This is a genomic window from Terrabacter sp. P2_E3 (assembly GCF_056403915.1).
In genome coordinates, this window is the sequence record NZ_JBFUEN010000009.1 from 144544 (window position 1) to 166718 (window position 22175).

General features: G+C 70.9%; 21 protein-coding genes, 1 tRNA gene and 1 other RNA gene. 16 read left to right on the forward strand and 7 right to left on the reverse strand.

Annotated elements, in window-relative coordinates:
- Positions 1–43 precede the first annotated feature (43 nt).
- From AC1DW8_RS13100 to AC1DW8_RS13130, 7 genes are all read left to right on the forward strand, one after another.
- Positions 44–571 (forward strand): peroxiredoxin, encoded by a 528-nt coding sequence (locus tag AC1DW8_RS13100; RefSeq protein WP_478094498.1) that lies wholly within the window; start codon positions 44–46, stop codon positions 569–571.
- A 45-nt stretch (positions 572–616) separates the two neighbouring features.
- Positions 617–689: transfer RNA gene (locus AC1DW8_RS13105), tRNA-Val, on the forward strand.
- Between the two features lies 1 nt (position 690).
- Positions 691–1581: a Nif3-like dinuclear metal center hexameric protein gene (locus AC1DW8_RS13110; protein WP_478094500.1), complete on the forward strand. Its 891-nt coding sequence runs from the start codon at positions 691–693 to the stop codon at positions 1579–1581.
- The gene (locus AC1DW8_RS13115; protein ID WP_082620012.1) at positions 1509–2318 is read left to right on the forward strand and encodes a zinc ribbon domain-containing protein; all 810 of its coding nucleotides are present in this window, start codon (positions 1509–1511) and stop codon (positions 2316–2318) included. Before AC1DW8_RS13110 ends, AC1DW8_RS13115 begins: the two co-directional genes overlap by 73 nt.
- Complete coding sequence (locus AC1DW8_RS13120; protein ID WP_478094502.1) at positions 2315–3313, forward strand: reverse transcriptase-like protein; 999 nt, start codon at positions 2315–2317, stop codon at positions 3311–3313. The genes AC1DW8_RS13115 and AC1DW8_RS13120 overlap by 4 nt, the downstream gene beginning before the upstream one ends.
- 24 nt (positions 3314–3337) lie before the next feature.
- On the forward strand, positions 3338–3751 hold the full coding sequence (locus AC1DW8_RS13125) for a rhodanese-like domain-containing protein (RefSeq protein WP_056780000.1): 414 nt from the start codon (positions 3338–3340) through the stop codon (positions 3749–3751).
- Positions 3748–4929: an O-succinylhomoserine sulfhydrylase gene (locus AC1DW8_RS13130; RefSeq protein WP_478094504.1), complete on the forward strand. Its 1182-nt coding sequence runs from the start codon at positions 3748–3750 to the stop codon at positions 4927–4929. Before AC1DW8_RS13125 ends, AC1DW8_RS13130 begins: the two co-directional genes overlap by 4 nt.
- Positions 4930–5038: 109 nt before the next feature.
- On the opposite strand, the gene AC1DW8_RS13135 is transcribed toward AC1DW8_RS13130, so the two are convergent.
- Entirely contained in the window at positions 5039–6130 is a 1092-nt protein-coding gene (locus tag AC1DW8_RS13135; RefSeq protein ID WP_478094506.1) for an SLC13 family permease, read from the reverse strand.
- A gap of 1 nt (position 6131) precedes the next feature.
- On the reverse strand, positions 6132–6881 hold the full coding sequence (locus AC1DW8_RS13140; protein WP_478094508.1) for a YaaA family protein: 750 nt from the start codon (positions 6879–6881) through the stop codon (positions 6132–6134).
- A gap of 139 nt (positions 6882–7020) precedes the next feature.
- Between AC1DW8_RS13140 and AC1DW8_RS13145 the strand changes: the two genes are divergently transcribed.
- Both AC1DW8_RS13145 and AC1DW8_RS13150 read left to right on the forward strand, forming a co-directional pair.
- Complete coding sequence (locus tag AC1DW8_RS13145) at positions 7021–8457, forward strand: RNB domain-containing ribonuclease (RefSeq protein ID WP_478094510.1); 1437 nt, start codon at positions 7021–7023, stop codon at positions 8455–8457.
- A gap of 91 nt (positions 8458–8548) precedes the next feature.
- Entirely contained in the window at positions 8549–9043 is a 495-nt protein-coding gene (locus AC1DW8_RS13150; protein ID WP_478094512.1) for a hypothetical protein, read from the forward strand.
- Positions 9044–9175: 132 nt separating this feature from the next.
- Here AC1DW8_RS13150 and AC1DW8_RS13155 read toward each other — a convergent pair whose 3' ends face one another.
- Positions 9176–9964 (reverse strand): hypothetical protein, encoded by a 789-nt coding sequence (locus AC1DW8_RS13155; RefSeq protein WP_157623370.1) that lies wholly within the window; start codon positions 9962–9964, stop codon positions 9176–9178.
- Between the two features lie 176 nt (positions 9965–10140).
- Between AC1DW8_RS13155 and AC1DW8_RS13160 the strand changes: the two genes are divergently transcribed.
- From AC1DW8_RS13160 to AC1DW8_RS13170, 3 genes are all read left to right on the forward strand, one after another.
- Positions 10141–11778, forward strand: coding sequence for a peptide chain release factor 3 (locus AC1DW8_RS13160; RefSeq protein WP_478094515.1), 1638 nt, complete (start codon positions 10141–10143; stop codon positions 11776–11778).
- A 4-nt stretch (positions 11779–11782) separates the two neighbouring features.
- A complete protein-coding gene (locus AC1DW8_RS13165) occupies positions 11783–12529 on the forward strand; it encodes a polyamine aminopropyltransferase (protein ID WP_478094517.1) in 747 nt (248 codons plus the stop codon).
- Between the two features lie 74 nt (positions 12530–12603).
- Complete coding sequence (locus AC1DW8_RS13170) at positions 12604–12996, forward strand: STAS domain-containing protein (protein WP_056779976.1); 393 nt, start codon at positions 12604–12606, stop codon at positions 12994–12996.
- 33 nt (positions 12997–13029) lie between these two features.
- On the opposite strand, the gene AC1DW8_RS13175 is transcribed toward AC1DW8_RS13170, so the two are convergent.
- Complete coding sequence (locus tag AC1DW8_RS13175; protein WP_478094519.1) at positions 13030–13413, reverse strand: ATP-binding protein; 384 nt, start codon at positions 13411–13413, stop codon at positions 13030–13032.
- 81 nt (positions 13414–13494) lie between these two features.
- On the opposite strand from AC1DW8_RS13175, the gene AC1DW8_RS13180 reads away from it, so the two are divergent.
- Both AC1DW8_RS13180 and rnpB read left to right on the forward strand, forming a co-directional pair.
- Positions 13495–15294 (forward strand): PP2C family protein-serine/threonine phosphatase, encoded by a 1800-nt coding sequence (locus tag AC1DW8_RS13180; protein WP_478094521.1) that lies wholly within the window; start codon positions 13495–13497, stop codon positions 15292–15294.
- A 121-nt stretch (positions 15295–15415) separates the two neighbouring features.
- Positions 15416–15811, forward strand: an RNA gene (gene rnpB, locus AC1DW8_RS13185) — RNase P RNA component class A.
- Between the two features lie 357 nt (positions 15812–16168).
- On the opposite strand, the gene AC1DW8_RS13190 is transcribed toward rnpB, so the two are convergent.
- Both AC1DW8_RS13190 and AC1DW8_RS13195 read right to left on the reverse strand, forming a co-directional pair.
- Complete coding sequence (locus AC1DW8_RS13190; RefSeq protein ID WP_478094523.1) at positions 16169–18949, reverse strand: ATP-binding protein; 2781 nt, start codon at positions 18947–18949, stop codon at positions 16169–16171.
- Between the two features lie 95 nt (positions 18950–19044).
- A complete protein-coding gene (locus AC1DW8_RS13195; RefSeq protein ID WP_478094946.1) occupies positions 19045–20457 on the reverse strand; it encodes a dihydrolipoyl dehydrogenase family protein in 1413 nt (470 codons plus the stop codon).
- Between the two features lie 217 nt (positions 20458–20674).
- On the opposite strand from AC1DW8_RS13195, the gene AC1DW8_RS13200 reads away from it, so the two are divergent.
- Together AC1DW8_RS13200 and AC1DW8_RS13205 are read left to right on the forward strand one after the other, a co-directional pair.
- Positions 20675–21001, forward strand: coding sequence for a hypothetical protein (locus AC1DW8_RS13200; RefSeq protein WP_478094525.1), 327 nt, complete (start codon positions 20675–20677; stop codon positions 20999–21001).
- 181 nt (positions 21002–21182) lie between these two features.
- A complete protein-coding gene (locus AC1DW8_RS13205; RefSeq protein WP_235509677.1) occupies positions 21183–21386 on the forward strand; it encodes a hypothetical protein in 204 nt (67 codons plus the stop codon).
- Between the two features lie 23 nt (positions 21387–21409).
- Here the strand turns inward: AC1DW8_RS13205 and AC1DW8_RS13210 are convergent, their stop codons facing one another.
- Positions 21410–22015 carry a VOC family protein gene (locus AC1DW8_RS13210; RefSeq protein ID WP_056779961.1) on the reverse strand — a complete coding sequence of 202 codons (606 nt, stop codon included), beginning with the start codon at positions 22013–22015 and terminating at the stop codon, positions 21410–21412.
- Positions 22016–22175: the final 160 nt, after the last annotated feature.

Sequence of the window (22175 nt, forward strand, 5' to 3'; positions counted from 1 at the left end):
AGGGTGGCGGCGACACCCGGGCAGTGGTGTCACACTTGCCGCCATGACGAACGCGCACCCGACCGAGTCCCCGGTCCAGGCGTCCGCCCCGCTGGGCGTCGGCGCGCTGGCGCCCGACTTCACCCTCGTCGACCAGTACGGCGTCGACGTCAGCCTGTCGGCCGTGCGCGACGTCAAGAACGCCGTCGTCGTCTTCTACCCGGCTGCGTTCTCGGGCATCTGCCGCGGCGAGCTGCGCGAGATCCGCGACGGGCTCGAGGACTTCCAGGACGACGACATCCAGGTCTTCGCCATCTCGTGCGACTCGATGTACACGCTGCGTGCGTGGGCCGACGCCGAGGGGCACTTCTTCCCGCTCCTGTCCGACTTCTGGCCGCACGGCGAGGTGGCGCGGCGCTACGGCATCCTCAACGACGAGGACGGCTTCGCGCTGCGCGGCACCTTTCTCGTCGACCGCACGGGACACATCGTCTGGACCGAGGTCCGCGGCATCGGTCAGGGACGCGACTTCGTGGCCTACCGCGAGGCGCTCGCGACGCTCCGCGCGACTGGGCGCGATGCCGTAGGCTGACCGCCGCCTGCCGGTGAGCCCCGCGTGTCACCTGTCGGCGCGTGAGGGCCTGTAGCTCAGTTGGTAGAGCACCGCGTTTACACCGCGGGTGTCGTCGGTTCGAGCCCGGCCGGGCCCACGTGGACGACCTCGCCCCGACCCTAGGCCTCCGTGACGTCGTCGCGGCGCTCGAGTCGCTCTACCCCCTCGAGAACGCGGCCGACTGGGACCGCGTCGGCCTCGTGGTCGGCGACCTCTACCAGCCGGTACGCCGCGTCCTCTTCGCCCTCGACCCGACTCTCGCGGTCATCAACGAGGCACGGGAGTGGGGCGCCGACCTGCTCGTGACGCACCACCCGCTGCTGCTGCGCGGAGTGCACTCCGTGGCGACGTCGTCGGCCAAGGGCGCCTCGGTCACGGCGCTGGTCCGCGCCGGTGTCGCGCTCTGGGTGGGTCACACGAACGCCGACGTCGCCGACCCCGGCGTCTCGACGGTCCTCGCCGACGCTGTCGGCCTCGCCGACCAGCGCCCCCTGTCGACCGAGGGCGCGAACGCGATCGGTCGGGTGGGCGTGCTCGCGTCGCCAATGACGCTGGTCGAGTTCGCCGAGATCGTTGCTGCCGCCCTGCCCGACACGGCCGGGGGCATGCGCGTCAGCGGCGACCCCGACGGGGTCGTGAGGACCGTTGCGGTGATGGGCGGCTCGGGCGACGACCGCTTCGACGAGGTGCGTGCGAGCGGCGCCGACGTCTACGTCACGGCCGACCTGCGCCACCACCCGGTGCTCGAGGCGCGCGAGGAGGCGCGGGGCGGCACGCCCTACCTCATCGATGCGGGCCACTGGGCGACGGAGTCGCTGTGGCTCGCCAGCGGCCGCGAGCGGCTGATGACGGCGCTGGAACAGGTCCCCGGAGCGACTAGGGTCGAGTCCAGAGTCTCAGCCATCCGCACCGAGCCGTGGACGTTCGTCGTCGGTGCGAACGCCGCCCGGGTCGACCGGGCGGCTCCCGAAACCGGAGGTGTGTCCTGAAAGCCGACCCGTCCCGCCAGTGGCGCCTGCTCGACCTGCAGGCCATCGACACGCGTCTCGACCAGATCACCCACGCGAAGGCGACGCTGCCGCAGACCCCTGCGGTCGAGGCGGCCCGGGGCGAGCTCGCTGCGCTGGAGACGGAGATCGTCAACGCCCGCACGGCTGCCGGGGACGTGCAGCGCGAGCTGACGAAGTCCGACCAGGACGTCCAGCTCGTGCGTGACCGCGCCGCACGCAACCAGGCGCGGCTCGACGCCGGCCAGGGCAGCGCCAAGGACCTGCAGGCGCTCCAGCACGAGCTGACGTCGCTGGCGCGCCGTCAGGCCGAGCTCGAGGACGTCGAGCTCGAGGTCATGGAGCGGTCCGAGTCGCTCAGCGCACGGGTGACCGAGCTCGAGGCCGCCCGGGTCGAGCTCGCCGCGCGCGTCGAGACCCTCGAGTCCGAGCGCACCGCTGCCCTGACGACGCTCGACGCCGAGGCCGAGAAGGTCGGCTCCGGACGAGCCGACATCGTCGCGGGTGTCGGTGACGAGCTCATCGCCCTCTACGAGAAGATCCGCGCCAGCAGCGGTGGCATGGCCGCCGCAGAGCTGCGCCACCGCCGGTGCGGCGGGTGCCGGCTCGAGCTCGGCAACGTCGACCTCTCCCGCATCCGCAACGCCCCGGAGGACGAGGTCGTGCGCTGCGAGGAGTGCCGTCGCATCATGATCCGCACGGGCGAGTCCGGTCTGTGACCGCTGCGTCTCGCGGGTCGGGACGCCGGCTCGTCATCGAGGCCGACGGTGGGTCCCGGGGCAACCCGGGGGTGGCCGGCTACGGCGCCCTCGTCCGTGACCCCGCGACCGGCCGGGTCCTCGTCGAGCTCGCCGAGCCGCTCGGCAAGGCGAGCAACAACGTCGCCGAGTACTCCGGCCTGCTCGCCGGCCTGCGTGCCGTGCTCGACCTCGACCCCGGTGCGTCGGTCCGCGTCAAGATGGACTCCAAGCTCGTCGTCGAGCAGATGTCGGGACGGTGGAAGATCAAGCACGAGGACATGCGACGTCTCGCGCTCGAGGCCCGGGACCTGTGCGCCGAGATCTCCGACGCCGGCGGCAGCGTCGACTTCGAGTGGATCCCGCGGGAGAAGAACAAGGACGCCGACGCCCTGAGCAACGACGCGATGGACGGCAAGAGCGTCCACCGGGTCCTCGCCGCCGAGGGTGACGGCGAGACTGACTCGATGACCGACGCGGAATCGCTTGCGGCTCAGGGCATCTCCGACGTGTCCACTCCTCAGCCAGGAGTCCGCCCGCTGCGCCTCCTGCTCGTCCAGGAGCCGCACGACGCAGGCGCCGCGCCTCGCATCGTCGCGGCGGTGCGTCGCCTCGTCGGCCCCGGCACGCGGGTCGTCGGCGCCGACGACGACCTCGCGACGCGCGTGGCGGCCGACCTCGCCCTGGCGCTCGACGTCGAGGCGGACACGTCGGGGGACTGGTCCGGCCAGACGCCCGGCGAGGGTGCCGACGAGAGGGTGCGGACGGCCTACCACTCGCTCGCCGCGACCGGTGGCACCGTCGTCGCGGTGACGAGCAGGCGAGGCGTGCTCTCGGTGCTCAGCGACGTGCTCGGCACGCCCGTCGGACGCTTCTGGGCCCTGGCCACGGCGGCCGGCAGCCTCACCGCCGTGGAGGTCTGGGAGGACGGGTCGGCGTCGGTGGCTTTCACCAATCGGACCGACCATCTCGCCTGACGGACGCTGTGCGATATTCGGGGCATGAGCTATGCCGGTGACGTGACCCCCGAGCAGGCCTGGACGGTCCTGCGCGACGAGCCCGGTGCGGCGCTCGTCGACGTGCGCACGAGGGCGGAGTGGTCCTACGTCGGACTGCCCGACCTCGGCGGGATCGGCAAGGACGTCGTCCTCGTCGAGTGGCAGACCTATCCCGAGGGCGCGGTCAACGAGCGGTTCACCGCCGACCTCGAGGCCGCCGGGGTGCCCAAGGACGCTCCCGTCTACTTCCTCTGCCGCTCCGGGGTGCGCTCCGTCGCCGCGGCCGAGGCGGCCACCCGCAACGGGTGGTCCCGGTCGCACAACGTCCTCGAGGGGTTCGAGGGACCGCACGACGAGCAGCGCCACCGCGCGGTCTCCGGGTGGAAGGTCGCGGGCCTGCCGTGGGTGCAGGGATGAGCGACGCGAGCCAGCAGTGGCGCCCCGACACCCTCGCCGTGCGGGGAGGCCTGTCCCGCAGTGGTTTCGAGGAGACCTCGGAGGCTCTCTACCTGACGTCCGGCTTCGTCTACGACACCGCGGAGGACGCCGAGGCGGCTTTCAAGGGTGACGTCGACCGCTTCGTCTACTCCCGCTACGGCAACCCGACGGTGGCGATGTTCGAGGAGCGGCTGCGCCAGATCGAGGGCGCGGAGGCGTGCTTCGCCACCGGGTCGGGCATGTCCGCCGTCTTCGTCGCGCTCGCGGCGCTCCTCGGCCAGGGCGACCGCGTCGTCTCGTCGCGGGCCCTCTTCGGATCGTGCTTCGTCATCCTCGACGAGATCCTGCCGCGCTGGGGCGTCGAGACGGTCTTCGTCGACGGCGCCGACCTCGACGAGTGGCGCGAGGCTCTCGCCGAGCCCACGACCGCCGTCTTCTTCGAGACGCCGAGCAACCCGATGCAGGAGCTCGTCGACATCGCCGCCGTGACCGAGCTGGCCCATGCCGCCGGCGCGAAGGTCGTCGTCGACAACGTCTTCGGCACGCCGGTCTTCTCCAAGCCGCTCGACCTCGGGGCCGACATCATCGTCTACTCCGCCACGAAGCACATCGACGGCCAGGGCCGCACCCTGGGCGGCGCGGTGCTCGGGCCCAAGGAGTTCATCGACGGGCCGGTCCAGAACCTCATGCGGCACACGGGGCCGTCGATGTCGCCCTTCAACGCGTGGGTCCTCGTCAAGGGGCTCGAGACGATGTCGCTGCGCGTCGAGCGGATGGCCGACAGCGCCCTCGAGGTGGCGCGTTTCCTCGAGGCGCACCCGAGCGTCCGCCGCGTCGTGCACCCGTTCCTCGAGTCGCACCCCCAGCACGACCTGGCCAAGCGCCAGATGCTCGCCGGTGGCACCGTCGTCACCTTCGAGCTCGACGGGGGCAAGGACGAGGCGTTCGCCCTCATGAACGCCCTGCAGGTCATCGACATCTCCAACAACCTCGGTGACTCCAAGTCGCTCATCACGCACCCCGCGACGACGACGCACCGCCGCCTGACGCCCGAGGCGCGGGCCGCGGTCGGCATCACGGACGGCGTGCTGCGGGTCTCGGTCGGCCTCGAGGACGTCCGCGACCTCGTCGACGACCTCCGTCGCGCCCTCGGCTGACGCGAGCGTCTGCACCCCTCGCGGTCAGCCGCACACCGCCCAAGGCGTGCGCCTGGCCCGAGGGTGTGGGGTCGACGGCATGGCGTATGCCGTCGGCCCGGTCGGCCGGTCAGGTGGTGGCGGCGAGGGCCAGGGTGGCGGCGGTCACGACCGTGACGGCGCACAGGGCGCCCGTGCGCGCGATGCGACCGACGTCGACCGCAAGCTCGGCGGACCGGCAGCGCGAGGCCCAGAGCAGCGTCGCGACGGAGCCCCACATCGTGACGATCGGCCCGGCGTTGACCCCGATGAGCAGGGCGGCCAGGCGGGCGGGGGCGTCCGCCACCGTGGGCTCGAGCGCGAGGTACGCCGGCAGGTTGTTGATGCCGTTGGAGGTCAGCACGCCGAGACCGCTGACCCTGAAAAGGTCGCCGAGGCCGGTGCCGTACCCGACGATGGTGCGCAGCCACGCCTCGAGCCCCAGGCGCAGGGCAGCGTCGATGATGAGGAAGAGGATGCAGATGCCCATCACCGTGAGCCACGGCATCTTGATCCGCCGCAGCAGCTCGGGCGCACGCCAGTAGGTCGCGGCAAGCAGGACGAGGGCGGCCGGCACGGACGCCAGGGCCGGCTGGACGCCGACGACGAACGCCGGGGCGAGCAGCACGCAGACCCCACCGGCGACCTGCATGAGCACCCGGTCGTGAGGCTCGGCCGGCGGTGGCGTGTCGTAGGTGCTGCGGAGGTCGCGCCGGTGCAGCAGCCAGAGCACGGCGACGGTCGCGACGATCGCGACGACGGCCGGCACGGCCATCAGCTTGATGTAGCCCAGGGTCCCGACCCCGAGCGCCGCGAACGGGTGCAGGGCCAGCAGGTTGGTGAGGTTGGAGACCGGCAGGAGCAGGGAGGCCGTGTTGGCCAGCCAGAGCGTCGTCATGGCGAACGGCAGGGGTGGGGCGCCGACCTGACGGGCCACCGTGATGGCCACCGGGGTCAGCAGCACCGCGGTCGTGTCGAGGCTGAGCACGACGGTGCACACCACCGCGAGCCCGACGATGAGCAGCCAGAGCACGAGCACGCGTCCCTTGGCGACGCGCGCGGCGTGGTGCGCCAGGACGTCGAAGAGCCCCGACAGGTCGCAGATCTCGGCGACGAGGGTGATCGCGACGAGGAAGACGAGGATCGGCGCCACGCGCTCGACGAGCAGGCTGAGGTCGAGCACGTCAGGCCTTCGGGGTCGTGGCGAGCTGCCACGGCCGGCCCGGACGCGGCGGGGGCGTCAGCTCGACGTCGAAGCGCTCCGAGAGCCGCTCGGCCAGGGCCTGCGGCGTGCGCGGCGCCTCGGCCTGCACGAGCTCGCGCGTCACGAGGCCGCGGGTGTGCTTGGCCATGTGCGAGGCGCCGGGGACGGTGACGTGCACCCAGCGCTCCGCGCGCTCGCCCGTGGGACGCCACACTGCGGCATACGTGCTCGACCGGCAGTCGACGACGAGCTCGCGCGGCTTCACCGCGGCGTCGAGCGCCGACGGCAGCTCCTTGCGCCACTCGTGCGACAGGTAGCCGACGCCGGGGAGGGTGCTGCAGATGTTGACGCGGTAGGCCGGCACGCGGTCACCGAGCCGCAGCGCGCCGAAGAGGGCCGACACGACGACGACCCAGCGGTTGGCGCGGCGCTTGGAGGCCGCGTCGAGCGAGTCGACGTCGAGCGCCTGGTAGAGCACGCCGGTGTAGACGTGCGAGGCGGTCGCCGTGGGAGCGCTGCGCAGGACCGTGTTGCGCTCGAGCTCGGCGACGAGGTTCGGGTTGATCTCGAGGACGCGCGCTGCGTCGGGCTCGCCGCTCAGCCGCTCCACCGTCTCGACGACCGACTCGCGCAGGGGCGTCAGCTCGGGGAACGAGAGGCTGCCGAGGTCGAGCGACCGCCCCCGCCGGGGTGAGGTCTTGCCCTCGGACGGGGGGAGCAGGATGAGCACGGGGGTCAGCCTAGGCAAACGGGACAGTGATGTCTCATCCCCGCGCGTGTCGCGGGCGACGAACGATCGCCCGGCCCGCCGCGGAGTGGCGCGGGTGCTCAACCTCCGGCGAGCACGTCGTGGTGCGTAGGGTGACGCCATGGCCCAGCGACACATCGTCTTCCGCCCGGCGACGAAGCCCGGCGACGTGGCACGGCAGCTCACGGCGCGCTTCGAGGCGGTGCGTCGCGAGTTCGAGGTGCCGGGCCGGTTCCCGCCGGAGGTGCTGGCCGAGGCCGCCGCAGCCGCCGGCGCCGCGACCCTGCCGGAGCGGGACGAGACGGCCGTCCCGTTCATCACCATCGACCCGCCGACGTCGATGGACCTCGACCAGGCCATGTCGATCGAGCGCAGCGGCGACGGCTACCGGGTGCGCTACGCCATCGCCGACGTGCCTGCCTTCGTCCGCGCCGGTGGCGCCGTCGACGCAGAGGCGCGCGGCCGCGGCCAGACGGTCTACTGCCCCGACGAGCGCGTCCAGCTGCACCCCTCGGAGCTGAGCGAGGGCGCCGCGAGCCTGCTGCCCGACCAGGTGCGTCCTGCCTTCGTCTGGGACATGACCCTCGCCGCCGACGGCGAGGGCACGGCGGTCGAGGTCTACCGCGCGATGGTGCGCAGCGTCCGTCGCTACGACTACGAGCAGGTGCAGAAGGAGGTGGACGCCGGCACCGCCGAGGAGTGTCTCGTGCTGCTCAAGGAGGTCGGCGAGAAGCGCGTCCTGCTCGAGCGCCAGCGGGGCGGGGCGACCCTGCCGATGCCCGAGCAGGAGGTCGAGGAGGACGAGGACGGCGGCTTCCGGATCTCGTTCCGGCCGCTGCTCGCCGCGGAGGACTGGAACGCCCAGATCTCGCTGCTCACCGGCATGGGCGGGGCCGACCTCATGCTCCGGGGCAAGATCGGCATCCTGCGCACCATGCCGCCGCCGGACCCGCGCGACCTGGCACGCTTCCGCCGGCAGGCCAGGGCCGCCGGTGTCGAGTGGCCGAAGGACCTGTCGTACGGCGAGCTGCTGCGCACGCTGGACCGCAGCAACCCGCGGCACCTCGCGCTCATCCACGAGGCGACGTCACTCTTCCGCGGCGCCGGCTACACCCCCTTCGACGGCGAGGTGCCAGCGCAGCCGACGCACGCGGCCGTCGCCAACCCGTACGCGCACGTGACGGCTCCGCTGCGGCGCCTCGTCGACCGCTTCGGGCTCGTCGTGTGCGAGGCGCTCTCGGCGGGGGAGGAGGTGCCGGGCTGGGTCCGTGAGGCGCTGCCCACCCTCCCCGAGATCATGGCGACCTCCGACCGGCGTACCAACGGGGTCGAGCGGGCCTGCACCGACGCGGTCGAGGCCGCCGAGCTGCACCCGCTCGTCGGGAGCACCGTGCAGGGCGTCGTCGTCGACGAGAACGACAAGGGCGTCATCGTCCAGCTCATCGACCTCGCCGTCGTGGCCAAGGCGAGCGGGTCGGCGAAGGCCGGTGAGACGGTGACCCTGCGGGTCGACGCCGCCGACGTCGGGACCGGCACGATAACGCTCTCGGTCGCCTGAGGACACCCCGTCGGCGCGACGGAGCCGGCCGAAATCCATTGGCTCGGGGCTGCTCAGCGCTCCTAGCATCGTCGGCATGCGGGTGCGCTTCGTGAGGACCGGTGAACGGCGCTACGAGGTGTGCGTGGAGCGTGACCTCGCGACGGACCTCGTCATGAGCCCGGCGCCGGGGTGGAGCGACCTCGCGCCGCACGACCTCGTCCACCTCGTCGTCGAGCACCGGTTCGGCCTGCGCGACGGCATCTTCGGCCAGCTCGCCGCAGGCGGCAATGCGGGCACCTTCGTGCCCACCCAGGAGACGCGCACGAAGGCGTGGGCGCGCCGGGTCGAACGACGGAACAAGGCGCGCGGCACGCAGATCGGCCGGTCGGAGCAGCTCGCGGCCGCCGTCTACCCGGCGTGGCTCCGGCAGCGCGGGATGACGCCCGACCTCCACCACGAGCGGGCCGAGGCAGCAGCCACCGACCTCGGCGCCCGCGAGCTCGCCGCGGTGTTCGCCGACCTCGACCGGCTCTCGGAGCAGTGGTCCGGGCTCGCGGTCGGCGGGTCCGTCGACGTCGACTGGCCCTGGCCCGAGCGACGCTGAACGGCGGGGCCGCCTCGTGTGCAGCCAGCGGCGTCAGGACCCCACTGTCTGCACACGCCGACCGGCCAGAGACGACGTATGCCGTCACGCCCGGTGGGGCGGACGGCATACGTCAGCAGGTGGCTCGGATGCTCAGGGAGCGGTGACGGGGGCGCTCGGGGTGCTCGCGCCCGGGTCGGGCGTGGCCGGGGTCGTGGGCGCGGCCGGGTCGGTCGATCCTGTCGCCCCACCGGGAGTGGCCGGGGTGGCCGGCGTCGCGGGGGTCGTCGCGGACGGTGTACCCGTGGAGGTCGCCGGACCCGCCGTGGACCCGGCGGGCGCAGTCGCCGCGCCGGTCGGCGTCGCGGGTGCGGTGGGCGTCGTGTCGAGCGCGCCGGTGTCGGTGCGGGTGCCGTCGCCCGCGGCGTCGCCCGTGGTGCCGGCGGGGCTGTCGACCACGGCGCCCGCGCTGGTGCGGCCTCCGAGGTCCGTCCCGGTCACCTGGGCCCCCGTGGCGAGCTGGAGGCCGGTGAGGAAGGCCGCGGCGAGGGCGAAGACGGCCCCGGTCGTGACGAGGACCCGTCGCGTGGTCACGCGATCGGGACGGCGCCACCACGTCTCCCGCACGACCTCGAGGTCCACGCCGTCGGGCCCCCGGCGCGAGCGCACGAGCACGACGGCCTCCTTGGCTCGCGCCATGGAGTTCGTGTAGAGGCTGGCCGCGATCGCCGAGATGATGCTGAGCACCGCGGCCCCGGCGATGGTGCCGACGACGCCAAGTCGCGAGCCGAGGGCTGCTGCCGTGGCCGCCGCCATCGAGCCGCCGAGCAGCTGGGTCAGGGAGAGATCGAGCAGCTTCGCTCTGGGCCGTGCGTCGGGCTCCGCGTCTGCGGAGGCGCCGGGTCGGGTGTCGGGCAGGTCGTCGGTCAGCGGTTCCGTCATGGTCCTGGGGTCGGTTGCGATCGTCATCTCCCATGCACGACGAACGACGGCCGTGGATCGTTGACGGGATCGGCGAGGTGTGACTCGGGTCACCTCAGGCCGGCGGTCCGGCGGGCGGTGCCGATTCGGGCGATCGGGCCCGACGGTGACAGACTCGGGGCGATCACTGGAGGACCATGGACGCCACCGCCCTGCACGACCGCGAGCTCGCGGACCGCCGAGACCCCGACGGCGCGGACCACCACGGGGGAGCCGTCGCCGAGGAGGCGGCCCGACGCCGCACCTTCGCCGTCATCTCGCACCCCGATGCCGGCAAGTCGACCCTGACCGAGGCCCTCGCGCTGCACGCGCGCGCCATCGGCGAGGCCGGCGCGGTGCACGGCAAGGGCAACCGGCGCGGCGTCGTCTCCGACTGGATGGAGATGGAGAAGGACCGAGGCATCTCGATCACCTCCGCCGTGCTCCAGTTCGCCTACGACGGCACGGTCATCAACCTGCTCGACACCCCCGGTCACGCGGACTTCTCCGAGGACACCTACCGCGTGCTCGCAGCGGTCGACGCCGCCGTCATGCTCGTCGACGCCGCCAAGGGCATCGAGCCCCAGACGTTCAAGCTCTTCGAGGTCTGCCGGGCCCGTGGCGTGCCCGTCATCACGGTCGTCAACAAGTGGGACCGGCCCGGCCTCGACGCGCTCGCGATCATGGACGAGCTGACGAACCGGATCGACCTGCACCCGATGCCGCTCACCTGGCCGGTCGGCGTCGCGGGCGACTTCCACGGCGTGCTCGACTGCGCGACGGGCGACTTCGTCCAGTTCACGCGTACGCCCGGCGGCGCCACCGAGGCCATCACGACGCGGATGCCCGCCGAGGAGGCCGAGCAGCTGCTGGGCTCGGTCTGGACCGACGCGGTCGAGGAGTACGACCTGCTCCGCTCCTCGGGCCACGACCTCGACCTCGAGCTGTTCCTCTCGGGCGCGGCCTCGCCCGTGCTCTTCGGCTCGGCCGTCCTCAACTTCGGCGTACGCCAGCTGCTCGACACGCTCGTGACGCTCGCCCCCGCCCCGGGGGCCCGACCCGACCGTTCCGGCGACCCCCGGGCGGTGTCGGCTCCCTTCTCGGGCTTCGTCTTCAAGATCCAGGCGGGCATGGACAAGGCGCACCGGGACCGGCTCGCGTTCGTCCGGGTGTGCTCGGGCCGCTTCACGCGCGGAATGGTCGTGATGCACGCTGACACGGGCCGTCCCTTCGCGACGAAGTACGCGCAGAGCGTCTTCGGCCGCGACCGGTCGACGCTCGACGAGGCCTTCCCGGGCGACGTCATCGGCCTCGTCAACGCCAACGCCCTCCGGGTCGGCGACACCCTGTTCGCCGACGAGAAGGTCGCCTTCCCCCGCATCCCGCTCTTCGCTCCGGAGCACTTCGCCGTCGCCCGCGCGGCGGTCACCGGCAAGCAGAAGCAGTTCCGCAAGGGCATCGAGCAGCTGGGCGAGGAGGGCGTCGTCCAGGTGCTGCACTCAGACCGGCGCGGTGCGCAGGCGCCGGTGCTCGCGGCCGTCGGTCCGATGCAGTTCGACGTCGCCAAGCACCGGATGGAGCACGAGTTCGGCTCGCCGATCCGCCTCGAGCCGCTCGGCTACTCCGTGGCGCGTGCCGTCACGGCGGCCGCGATGCCGATCGTCGACAGCCGGCCCGGGGCCGAGTCGCTGACGCGCGAGGACGGGCTGCACGTGGCCGTCTTCGCCGACAAGTGGCGCCTCGCGTCCGTCGAGAAGGACCTGCCGGCCGGCTCACTCACCCCGATCTTCGGCTGACGTCGTGAGCCGGCGCTTCGAGGAGATCGACTGGCAGCAGACGCCGATGGGCGAGATCAGCCTCCGTCGCCGGCTCGAGCCGTCGCTGCTCGTCGACGTCTACGAGGTGAAGCTCGGCGAGGAGTTCCTCATGTCGAGCCTCTTCACGGTCGCGGAGGTCGAGCTGGCCCGCCTCGGGCTCGCCGCCGTGGGGGAGGGCGGTGGCGACGACGAGAGCCTCGACGTCGTCGTCGGCGGGCTCGGTCTCGGCTACACGGCCGTGGCGGCGCTCGAGGACGCCCGGGTGCGTTCCCTGACCGTCGTCGAGGCGCTCGGACCCGTCATCTCGTGGCACGAGCGGCAGCTGCTCCCCGACACCGCCTCCCTCACCGTCGACCCGAGGACCACGCTGCTCGAGGGCGACTTCTTCGCCCTGGCGCGTCGGGGCCAGGGCTTCGGGGACGCGCCGGCCCTGCTGCACGCCGTGCTGCTCGACGTCGACCACACGCCCCACCACGTGCTCCACCCCAGCCACGCGGACCTCTACACCCGGGACGGCCTCTCGCGTCTGGCGGCGACGCTGCACCCCGGTGGGGTCTTCGCGCTGTGGTCCGACGACCCGCCCGAGGACGCCTTCACGGCTCTGCTGTCAGAGGTCTTCGCCGACGTCGCCGCGCACGAGGTGTCCTTCGCGAACCCCCTCACGGGAGGCACCTCGTCCAACAGCGTCTACGTGGCGACCACTGCGGTCGAGCGCCAGACCACCGGCTGAGCCACATCTGCTCCCACACCAGCCGAAGTCGTCCTAACGTAAGGGCGAGGACACCGACGTCCACAGGAGGTTCGATGAGCGTCACGGTCTCGGTCAACGGCGCCGTCACCACAGCCCGGCTCGCGGGCGAGATCGACACGTACACCGTGCCGGACGTGCGGGCAGCGTTCGAGGAGATCGCCGTGGCACCGGGCGCCGCGGTGGTCGTCGACCTGCGCGCCGTCACCTTTCTCGACTCCTCGGGCCTCGGGGCGATCATCGGGCTCTACCACCGCGTCGTGGCGGCGGACGCCCGGCTCCAGCTCGTCTGCGGCGAGATCACCCTGCGGCTCGTCAGGCTGATGCACCTCGACCAGGTCATCGACGTCGTCGAGGCGCCCGACGTCGACGTCGCGCCTGTCGAGGTTGCTCCCGCAGAGACAGCGGACGGCGTGGACCCGGACCGGGTCGACGCGGACCGATCCTGACCTGACGGTCCGCCCTCCCGGGACCCCGTCGGCTCAGGACGCCAGTCTCAGGTGCACGCGGATGCGCGTACGCGTGGGGAGGGCCTCGATGGTCAGCCGGTCGCTCAGCCGCTGCGCGATCCACAGCCCGCGGCCGCTCGTCGACTGGTCGTCGAGCGCGAGGACCTCCGGCACCGACCCGGTGCCGTCGTCGTCCTCGACCGTGAAGACGAGCGAGTCGGCCGTCTCGTCGATGAGCAGGACGCCGTGACCGCCTCCGTGGACGATGCTGTTGACCGCGATCTCGTGCACGGCCAGCACGGCGTTGTCGGCCCGGTCCGGGATGCGTTCGCCCGCGATCGCCCGCACGATCTCACGCACGCGACGCAGGTCGTCAGGGCCGAACTCGACACGACGGAGCTCGCGTCCCCTGGCCACCCCTTGACCCCTCACCTCTGCATGCTCCCACTTCTGCGGCATCCGTGGTTGCCCAAGCCCTTCGGCTGTCAGGATGACCCCATGAACGCGCCATGGCAGAGCCCGGCGGCGAGCCGTGCGTCGGTCGCCCCGAGGCTGGCGGCGTTGGCGGGCATCGCGGCCCAGGTCGCGGCTGCCACGACGCTGGAGGAGCTCACCGAGACCATCACCGAGCGTGCGTCGACCGTCATGGGCGCCTCGCGGGCCGTCCTGGCGGTCCAGGACGGCCCGACGCGTCTGCGCACCATCGCCACCCACGGCCTCACCGCGTCCGAGGCCCGGCAGTGGGCCAGCCTCGAGCTCGACGCCCGCTCGCCGCTCACCGACGCCGTCCGGACCACCCAGATCGTGTCGGTCACGGGCCGGGCCGAGCTCCTCGAGCGCTACCCGGAGCTCGATGACGGCACGGAGCGGTCGTCGGTGACGCTGCCGCTCATCTCCCGAGCCGACGGCTCGCCCATCGGGGCCGTCGGTTTCCGCTTCGACGGGCTCGTCGGACCGGTCGACCCGGATCTGGTGTGGGTGCTGGGCGTGCTGGCGGACATGTGCGCGCAGACGATGCTGCGCCTGCGCGCCGAGGCGCAGAGCGCCACCCGAGCCGCCCAGCTGGAGTTCCTGGCCGATGCGTCGCAGGCGCTTGCCACCACCCTCGACTACCGGCAGACGCTGCGCCAGGTCGCGTCGCTCGCCGTGCCGACGCACGCGGACTGGTGCTCGGTCCAGATGGTCGACGACGGTGTCCTGCGGACCCTCGCCGTCGCGCACGTCGACCCCGACAAGGTGCAGCTCGCCAAGGAGCTCGAGACCCGATGGCCCTCTGACCCCGAGCGGCCCGGAGGGGCGGCCCAGGTGGCGCGCACCGGGAAGAGCCTGCTCATCGACAACGTCACCGACGAGATGCTCGTCGCCGCGGCCCGCGACGAGGAGCACCTCCGGGTGGCGCGTGAGCTCGGACTGCGAAGCGCCATGACGGTGCCGCTCATGGCCAAGGACCGGGTGCTCGGGGTGCTGACCTTCGTGGCGGCCGAGTCCGGTCGCCGCTACACGCGCGACGACGTCGCCTTCGCCGAGGACCTCGCCCGACGGGCCGGCCTGGCCATCGACAACGCCGACCTCTACTCCCAGACGCGCCGTGTCGCGTCGGTGCTCCAGGCGACGCTGCTGCCCCAGGACCTGCCCGAGATCCCCGGCTGGCAGATCGGGACGGTCTACCGACAGGCGGGGCGCACCGACGTGGGTGGTGACTACTACGACGTCAGCGGGCTCGACGACGGCCGGGTCACGGTGGTCCTCGGTGACGTCATGGGCCGAGGGGTCGACGCGGCTGTCGCTGGCTCGCGGATGCGTTCTGCTGCAAGGGTGCTGGCGACCCAGGATCCGGAGCCCCAGGCGCTCGCCGGTGCGATGGACCGCTTCATGGCGACCGAGCCGCCGACCCAGATGGCGTCGTCCGTCTACCTGCTGTTCGAGCCGGAGCGGGACGACCTCGCCCTCGTCGTCGCCGGGCACCCGCCGCCGCTGCTCGTCCAGGGCGGTCTCACCCGGTTCGTCAGCGAGGACGGCTCGCCGGTCCACGGCCTCGGTGAGGTCCCCCGAGCCTCGGCCCGGGTGCCCTTCGAGGTCGGTGACCTGCTCCTGCTCTACACCGACGGCCTCGTCGAGCGCCGCGGAGAGAGCATCGACATCGGGCTCAAGCGCCTGCAGGCTGCCGCCGAGGAGCTTTTCACCGGCGCCGACGACGACACCGACCTCGACGAGGTCCTCGACCAGCTGACCGAGGCGGTCTCCGACCCGGACCGGCACGACGACGTCGCCGTCCTGGCGTTCCGCCGCGTCGTCTGAGCGGACGTCCGGTCCCCCTCGGCGCCGGGGGGGTGGCCGGTTCGAGCTGCCGGCCGGGGGAGTGGCTCGCCGGTGGGCGCGGACGCAGCGGACGGCATACGCCCCTATGCTGGTGCGCGGATGAGTCGGCCAGACGGTCGCGTCAGGGCCTCGGCCCTGCCGAGGAACGTCCGGGCTCCACAGGGCAGGGTGGTGGCCAACAGCCACCCGGGGTGACCCGCGGGACAGTGCCACAGAGAACAGACCGCCGGCCGCTTCGGCAGCCGGTAAGGGTGAAACGGTGGTGTAAGAGACCACCAGCGCTCCAGGTGACTGGAGCGGCTCGGTAAACCCCACCCGGAGCAAGTCCAGACAGCGTATGCATGGCGCCCTCGGGCGCCGAGGAGACCGGCCCGGTCGAGTGCGCGGGTAGGACGCTCGAGCCGGCCAGCAATGGTCGGCCTAGATGGATGGCCGTCGCCACGTCACCGGTAACGGGGACGCGGAACAGAACCCGGCGTATCGGCCGACTCATCCACTTTTAGGCCTCTGACCTGCGGTGATGTGTTTAGTCATCCCCGTTGGTCCGCAATAAGTCCGCAAGATTTCACGCCGCCCCTCCGTCGGGCCGTGGCCTTGGGCCCGCGGTGAGCGTCCTGCTTCGCCACATGAGATCCCGCCTCTGGCTGCTCACGGTGAGGCACTGCCCAGGTGCTCGACGTTCGTAATCCCGACGGGCAACTGCCGGGTGCCTCTTGGAGTGATTTGCGCACCAGCACAGCAGCTTGACGGCGTCGCCACCACGCACCCCACCGCGGCGGATAACGCCCGTCTGAACTGGTCCTGGCCAGCCCCGAACTGATAGCCAGAACCCCGACGTGGTCGACCACCGATCCTAAGAAGCCGGCATGGCTGCGAGGCCAGCTTTTGGAAGCGCGGCGTTCAGCTCTCTTCGGGAACTCACGCCGATCTTCGCGAAGACCTTGCTCAGATGCCACTCGACGGTGCGTGCGCTGAGGAAGAGACGTGCCGCGATCTCCGTGTTTGTCAGGCCGCCACCCGCGAGCTGGGCGACCTGTGCCTCCTGCGCTGTCAGGCGCTCAGCGGCCTCGTTGGCACGGCTACGCACCTTCTCGCCAGTCGCCAGAAGTTCAGTTCGGGCTCGCTCAGCAAAGGCTTCCATTCCTATCGTGGTCAGCATGTCGTGGGCGGTGCGAAGTTGGTCTCGTGAGTCCAGGCGTCGCCCTTGGCGCCGCAGCCACTCACCAAAGAGCAAGTGGGCTCGTGCTAGTTCAGGGCGGACCGGCGTCAGGCTCAGCCGGTCGATCGCCTCACGATAGAGGGACTCGGCGCCCTCACCCTCGCTGACCAAGGCGCGGGCTCGTGCATGCATCCCATGTGCCCACTCAGATTCGCAGGCCTCAATGTGTTCGCCGAGTCGATCCAAGGCATCTCGCGCGAGGTCAGGGTGATCGGTTCGCGTGGCGGCCTCGATCAGCTCGCTCAGAGCCCATGAGGCTATGAACAGCTCAGGTGTGTGCTCGGTGGCTTCCACGGCTGCGGCGAGCGCCTCCTCGTACCGGCCGAGACCGTTCATGAGCACGGAGTTCGCCCACCAGGCGTACTGCACTGCTGTGCCTTGGCCACCGACCGTGGAGTGGGCGATCACCTCAGTGATCAACTGCGAGGCGCCGGCCTCGCCGCCGCGAAGTCCCGCGAGGGCAAGCGCAGCATGCGGAGCGATGCGGGTCTTGGTGGACTCTTTGAGCGCCGCTACTTCCGCCATCAGCAGCGCGGCCGTCGTGAAGTCACCGCCGACTGCGGCTGCCTGCCCACAGGCGTTGTCAACGACGGCGAGAGCCTCCAAAGCTCCTGACGCGCGCGCGAGCCGAACCGCGCGCATGCCGATCCTGAGGCTTTGCTCGTGGTCCCAGATCATGTTGGCTGCTCGAGAGGCGAGCCAGCCCCAGCGCAGGATCTCCTGGTCGGAGACCTCGGTACTCGCAAACGCCGCGACGGCGCGCGCCAGGGCGGGTGCGGCTGCGGGACGCCCGGCCGTGAACACCAGCGACAAGGCCTCAAGGAGGAGATCACAAGGGAGGCGGGTCTCTGGCTCGGGCGCTGTCCGCACCGCCTGGGAGACGTCCAGCAGACTGCCGCCGTGACCTGCCAGCCGGCCCGAGAACAGCGCCGCTGCCCACGCGTCGAGGTAGGTGTTCCGGGACTGACGGACGTCGAGCCCCTCTAGTCTTCGGGCGGCCGCGAGCAGCAGGACCGGGGCTTCACCGCCTCGGTTCTGGGCAAATGCGATCTCCGCACGCAGTCGATCTACGCGAGCTCGACCGAGATCGTCGAGCGGCCCGTCCTCGGCTGAAGCCACTAGCGAAAGGGCCATGTCAAAAGCGCCGGCCTCGAGGCTGGCCTGACCGGCGTCCAGCGCACGTTCGACTCGTTTGCCAGGATCCTGGGTCAACGCCATGGCGCGTTGCATGAACGCGGCGGCCGCGGCGATACCGCCCCTGGCCTGCGCCCGACCGGCTGACCGGTCGAGCTCAGCGGCCACAAGGTCATTGGGACCAAGCACGGCCTGAGCGCGGTGCCAGGCACGTCTATCCGGGTCGATCTCAGGATCGGTAGCTGCCGCAAGGGCCCTGTGGACGTTCCGGCGCTCGGCTGGCGAGGCCGCTTGGTACACGGCCGAGCGCAGCAGAGGGTGTCGAAATGCCACTCGTGTATCGATGTGAAGAAGCTCGGCGGCCTCAGCGGGGGCCGCCGCGGCCAAAGGGATTCCGAGCTCAGACGCAGCACGCCAGAGCAAGTTGGGATCTCCAACTGGGTCCGCGGCCGCCAAGAGCAACAGACTCTGGGTCTCGATGGGTAACAGCGACACTCGGCCGCCGTAGCTGGCTTGTATGCGACTGGGCAGCGGCAGCATGTCGGGTACGGCAAAGCCGCCGGCAATGGCTGCCGACGTGTGCCCGCGCGGCAGTTCGAGCAGAGCCAGCGGATTGCCACGGGCCTCGGCGATGATCCGCCCGCGAACCGACTCATCAAGCGGTCCCAAGTTCGTCGACGAAATCAGCTCGGAGGCGTCTCCCTCCGTCAGCCCGCGCAGGCGCAGCTCCGGAAGCCCCTCGAACTCACTGGGGACATCCCCGTCGCGCTCGGCTAGAACGATGACGACCGACTCGACTTGAAGTCGCCGCGCCACGAAGGACAGCACTTGCGCGGAGGATCGATCGAGCCACTGGGCGTCGTCGATGAGGCACACGAGCGGGTTTGCTTCGGCGAGGTCCGAAAGATGGCTCAGCAGAGCGAGTCCGACGAAGAAGCGGTCTGGTGGTGGCCCTGAGGTGAGACCGAAGGCGGTTTCGAGGGCGAGACGTTGCGGTGTCGGTAGGCGCTCAAGATCGTCAAGAAGGGGACGAGAGAGTTGGTGTACCGCCGCGAATGGAAGCTCCATTTCTGACTCGACCCCAACGGCGCGGACGATCCGGCAACCGTTGCTGTGAGCTGCGACGTACTCCAGAAGTGCGGTCTTGCCGATGCCGGCCTCACCGCGAAGCACCACCGTGCGGCTGTGGCCTGACCGAGCCGCTTCCACGTGCGCCTCGAGAAGGGCGCACTCGCTCGTTCGACCCCGCAGCGTGGTGCTTGGGTCCCTGTGAAACGACATCCGCCACCTCCAGGCAGCGCCGTGGAGTACGCGGCGCCGTGGCCCAAATCATAGACCTCGCACTACGCGCGGCCTAAGGGCTGTACGGCCTTGCCTCACGGCCGGCCGTACGTCTCCAGGAGCCGGAGCCAGACCTCGCTGAGGGTGGGATAGGCGGGGACGGCATGCCACAGCCGCTCGAGGGGGACCTGGGCGACGACGGCGACGGTTGCGGCCTGAATCAGGTCTGAGACGTCCTGACCGACGAACGTGACCCCTAAGACGACCTGCCGATCCTCGTCGACGACCATGCGCGCCTTACCGACGTATCCGTTGGCGTGGACGCCGGCCCCTGCGACGCCACCAAGGTCGTAGTCCACCACCCGGGCTCGGAACCCGGCTTCCGAGGCTTGGTGCGAAGTCAGCCCGACGGAGGCGACCTCGGGGATGGTGAAGGTGACCTGCGGGACGGATGCGTGGTCGGCCGTGGCGACGTGCTGCCCCCACGGCTCGTCAAGCAGGCGCTTGCCCGCCGCACGAGCGGCGATGACGTCCCCCGCAGCCCTGGCTTGGTACTTACCCTGGTGGGTGAGCAGCGCGCGGTGGTTGACGTCCCCGACGGCGTACAGCCAGTCGTAGCCGCGGACGCGCAGAGTGTCGTCGGTGGGAAGCCAGTGGCCGGGGATGCCACCGATGGTTTCGATACCGATGTCGGTGGTGCGTGGTGTGCGCCCCGTCGCGATGAGCACTTCGTCAGCGACGATCAGCCCGGCCGTGGTCTCGACCTCGACGCCGCAATCGGTGCGGTGGATGCCTGTGGTCGCGGTCTCGAGGAGCACCTCGACTCCCATGGCCCGCAGAGAGGTGGTGACTCTCTCGCCGGCGAACGGTTCCATGGACTCCAGCAGCCCGTGCCGAGCGATGACGTGCACCTGGCAGCCCAGGCTCGCGAACACGGTAGCCATCTCCGCGGCGACCACGCCCCCGCCGACGATGGCCAAGGACGTCGGCACGTCCTTCACGCTGGTGGCATCCCGGCTGGTCCACGGGTCGGCGTCTGCGAGACCCTCGATGTCAGGCAGGAAGGGGTCTGAGCCCGTGGCGACTGCCACTGCGTGACGGGCGTTGATAAGCACCAGGCCGTCCTTCCTGGTCACCGTGACTTGCTTGTACCCCGTGAACCGGCCATGGCCGCGGACCAGATCGATGCCCGCGCGGGCCACCCATCGCACCTGTCCGCGGTCGTCCCAGTTGCTGGTGAAGTAGTCGCGGTGCGCGAGCACTGCCTCCACATCAACGGCCCCGACGACAGCCTGGGCAGCACCAGGGACCTGGCGTGCTGCATGCAGCACTTGCGCGGGGCGCACCAACACTTTCGACGGCATGCATGCCCAGTACGAGCACTCCCCGCCGACCAGTTCGCGCTCGACCAGCGCAACCGAAAGACCGCCCTGGACTGCTCGGTCCGCGACATTCTCACCGACAGCGCCGGCGCCCAGAACGACCAGATCATAAGTCAACGTCTCCATGCTCAAGCCCTCCACTGTGCCCGTGCGCTCATGCTCAATGTCGACGCTGCCGCGGCGAAGTTTGTGGGCCGCGAGAAGCGCTGCACCCCACGATCGCCCTGAGCGCTACTGCTCGCGCCCGTAAGAACGCCCGGCTGGGGCACCGGCCGAACGCCCGTAGACCAGCCCGTGGTGTTTGCGGGCGCGCACAGGCAGGGGCACCGGGCAGGGTTGTGGCATGCCCGGGCCAGACATCAATGCAAGCCACGAGGCAAGGGACGTCACCCGGGCGGGAGGCCTTATCCGTATCCGGTTTCAAGCTCGTGACGCCCATCTGGTCCTGTCTTCTCAACCCGGATCTGGCTCTGTCGCGTTCCGAGTACTGCTTGACGATCGACCTCCCGGCGCCTCCCACGGTCTCGACGTGGATGTGGACGGTCGCGGTGTGCTGCGCGATGGGCGGCTCTATCAGCTGGTGCGATCCGCCGGCCCGGTGCGCGCTCGGACACTGTCCATCACGTTCGACGGATCTGGTGCCGAGGCGTACGCGTTCACGTTCGGTTAGGCAATCACTCGCAGGCAGATGACGACGAGTTGGTGGCGGCGCCCTCCGACCAGTGCTGCAACCCGTAGCTTCTCGGGCGCGAGCGTTTTGGCTGTGTCGGAACATTGGGTGTTGCCGGCGCAGCTGCGGTGTCCACCATCGGAGACCCGCACAGAGGCTGCGATGAGCCACATGAGAAGGGATGAACATCATGGACGTGTCAGTTCTCGCGGTGCTCCTGCGTGAGGCCGAGGAGCACCACGGCCCGTACGAGGCGGCAGCGCCCAAACATCACTGGTCCGACTGGTACGCGGCGTACATCACAGCTCGGCAAGGCGGCCGGACGACCGACCAAGCCGTCGACGAAGCAAGTCGGGCGCTGGAGCGGCTGCTCGGCGGCCGGTAACACCACCGCGTAGGGCGGCGTCGTCACGAGTGGGCGACGCCGTCGGCGTACTGCGCGATCAACGAGGAGGCCACCCGATCCGCCCACCCGAGATCGATGGCCGGTGAACCTTCCGAGGCGCTGGCCGCTACGCGCGCCAGCGCCTGGGACAGAACGTGGGCTGATGCGAACGTGACCACACCGACGGAGACTCTGCCGGGAAGGCGGGTCGTGATCTCCTGGACAATCCAGGTGTTGCCGTCAGGGTCGGGGAAGCTGAAGAACGACCCGTACGTGGCGCGGTCTGGGTGCGGCCCGGGGAGCTGTTCGTCGTTGCCGGGAAACCGGCAGGCGAAACCGCTGGCGCAGTGGAACACCGGTCCCACGTCTACTCCGCGTCGAACCAGATCATTCCGCACCGCAGGAACGTCGGACACGACCAGGTGCAGGCCCTGCGCGGACCCAGGGGCGGCTCCGGTGAGCCCGGTCCCGAACTGGACGGAGCAACACGACCCCGGGGGAGTGAACTGGACGAGACGAAACGTGTGCCCGCTGGTCTTGTCTGCGTCCAGCCTCCAGCCCAGCCGCGCGTAGAACGCCTTGGCTGCATCGACGTCCGCGACGGGGATGACCACGACCTCCAGCTTCATCGCGTAGGAAGGTGCAGATTCGGAGCTCACCTCGCCGGCCGGCGGGTGATCAGGTTGTTCCATACTGGTCTCCAGTGCCTCTAAGTTGCGTTCGTTACCTCGACGTCTGGCGGTCCGGACTGAGTCCGCCTACGGGCTGCGCCGTCGGTGGCGGATCATC

What these genes read in the sequence shown, in the direction of transcription:
- AC1DW8_RS13100 (WP_478094498.1), top strand. Translation starts at nt 44, where the DNA reads ATGACGAACGCGCACCCGACCGAGTCCCCGGTCCAGGCGTCCGCCCCG.
- AC1DW8_RS13125 (WP_056780000.1), top strand. Translation starts at nt 3,338, where the DNA reads ATGAGCTATGCCGGTGACGTGACCCCCGAGCAGGCCTGGACGGTCCTG.
- AC1DW8_RS13130 (WP_478094504.1), top strand. Translation starts at nt 3,748, where the DNA reads ATGAGCGACGCGAGCCAGCAGTGGCGCCCCGACACCCTCGCCGTGCGG.
- AC1DW8_RS13145 (WP_478094510.1), top strand. Translation starts at nt 7,021, where the DNA reads ATGGCCCAGCGACACATCGTCTTCCGCCCGGCGACGAAGCCCGGCGAC.
- AC1DW8_RS13155 (WP_157623370.1), bottom strand. Translation starts at nt 9,964, where the DNA reads ATGACGGAACCGCTGACCGACGACCTGCCCGACACCCGACCCGGCGCC.
- AC1DW8_RS13160 (WP_478094515.1), top strand. Translation starts at nt 10,141, where the DNA reads ATGGACGCCACCGCCCTGCACGACCGCGAGCTCGCGGACCGCCGAGAC.
- AC1DW8_RS13170 (WP_056779976.1), top strand. Translation starts at nt 12,604, where the DNA reads ATGAGCGTCACGGTCTCGGTCAACGGCGCCGTCACCACAGCCCGGCTC.
- AC1DW8_RS13180 (WP_478094521.1), top strand. Translation starts at nt 13,495, where the DNA reads ATGAACGCGCCATGGCAGAGCCCGGCGGCGAGCCGTGCGTCGGTCGCC.
- AC1DW8_RS13190 (WP_478094523.1), bottom strand. Translation starts at nt 18,949, where the DNA reads ATGTCGTTTCACAGGGACCCAAGCACCACGCTGCGGGGTCGAACGAGC.
- AC1DW8_RS13195 (WP_478094946.1), bottom strand. Translation starts at nt 20,457, where the DNA reads ATGGAGACGTTGACTTATGATCTGGTCGTTCTGGGCGCCGGCGCTGTC.
- AC1DW8_RS13200 (WP_478094525.1), top strand. Translation starts at nt 20,675, where the DNA reads ATGCCCGGGCCAGACATCAATGCAAGCCACGAGGCAAGGGACGTCACC.
- AC1DW8_RS13205 (WP_235509677.1), top strand. Translation starts at nt 21,183, where the DNA reads ATGAACATCATGGACGTGTCAGTTCTCGCGGTGCTCCTGCGTGAGGCC.
- AC1DW8_RS13210 (WP_056779961.1), bottom strand. Translation starts at nt 22,015, where the DNA reads ATGAAGCTGGAGGTCGTGGTCATCCCCGTCGCGGACGTCGATGCAGCC.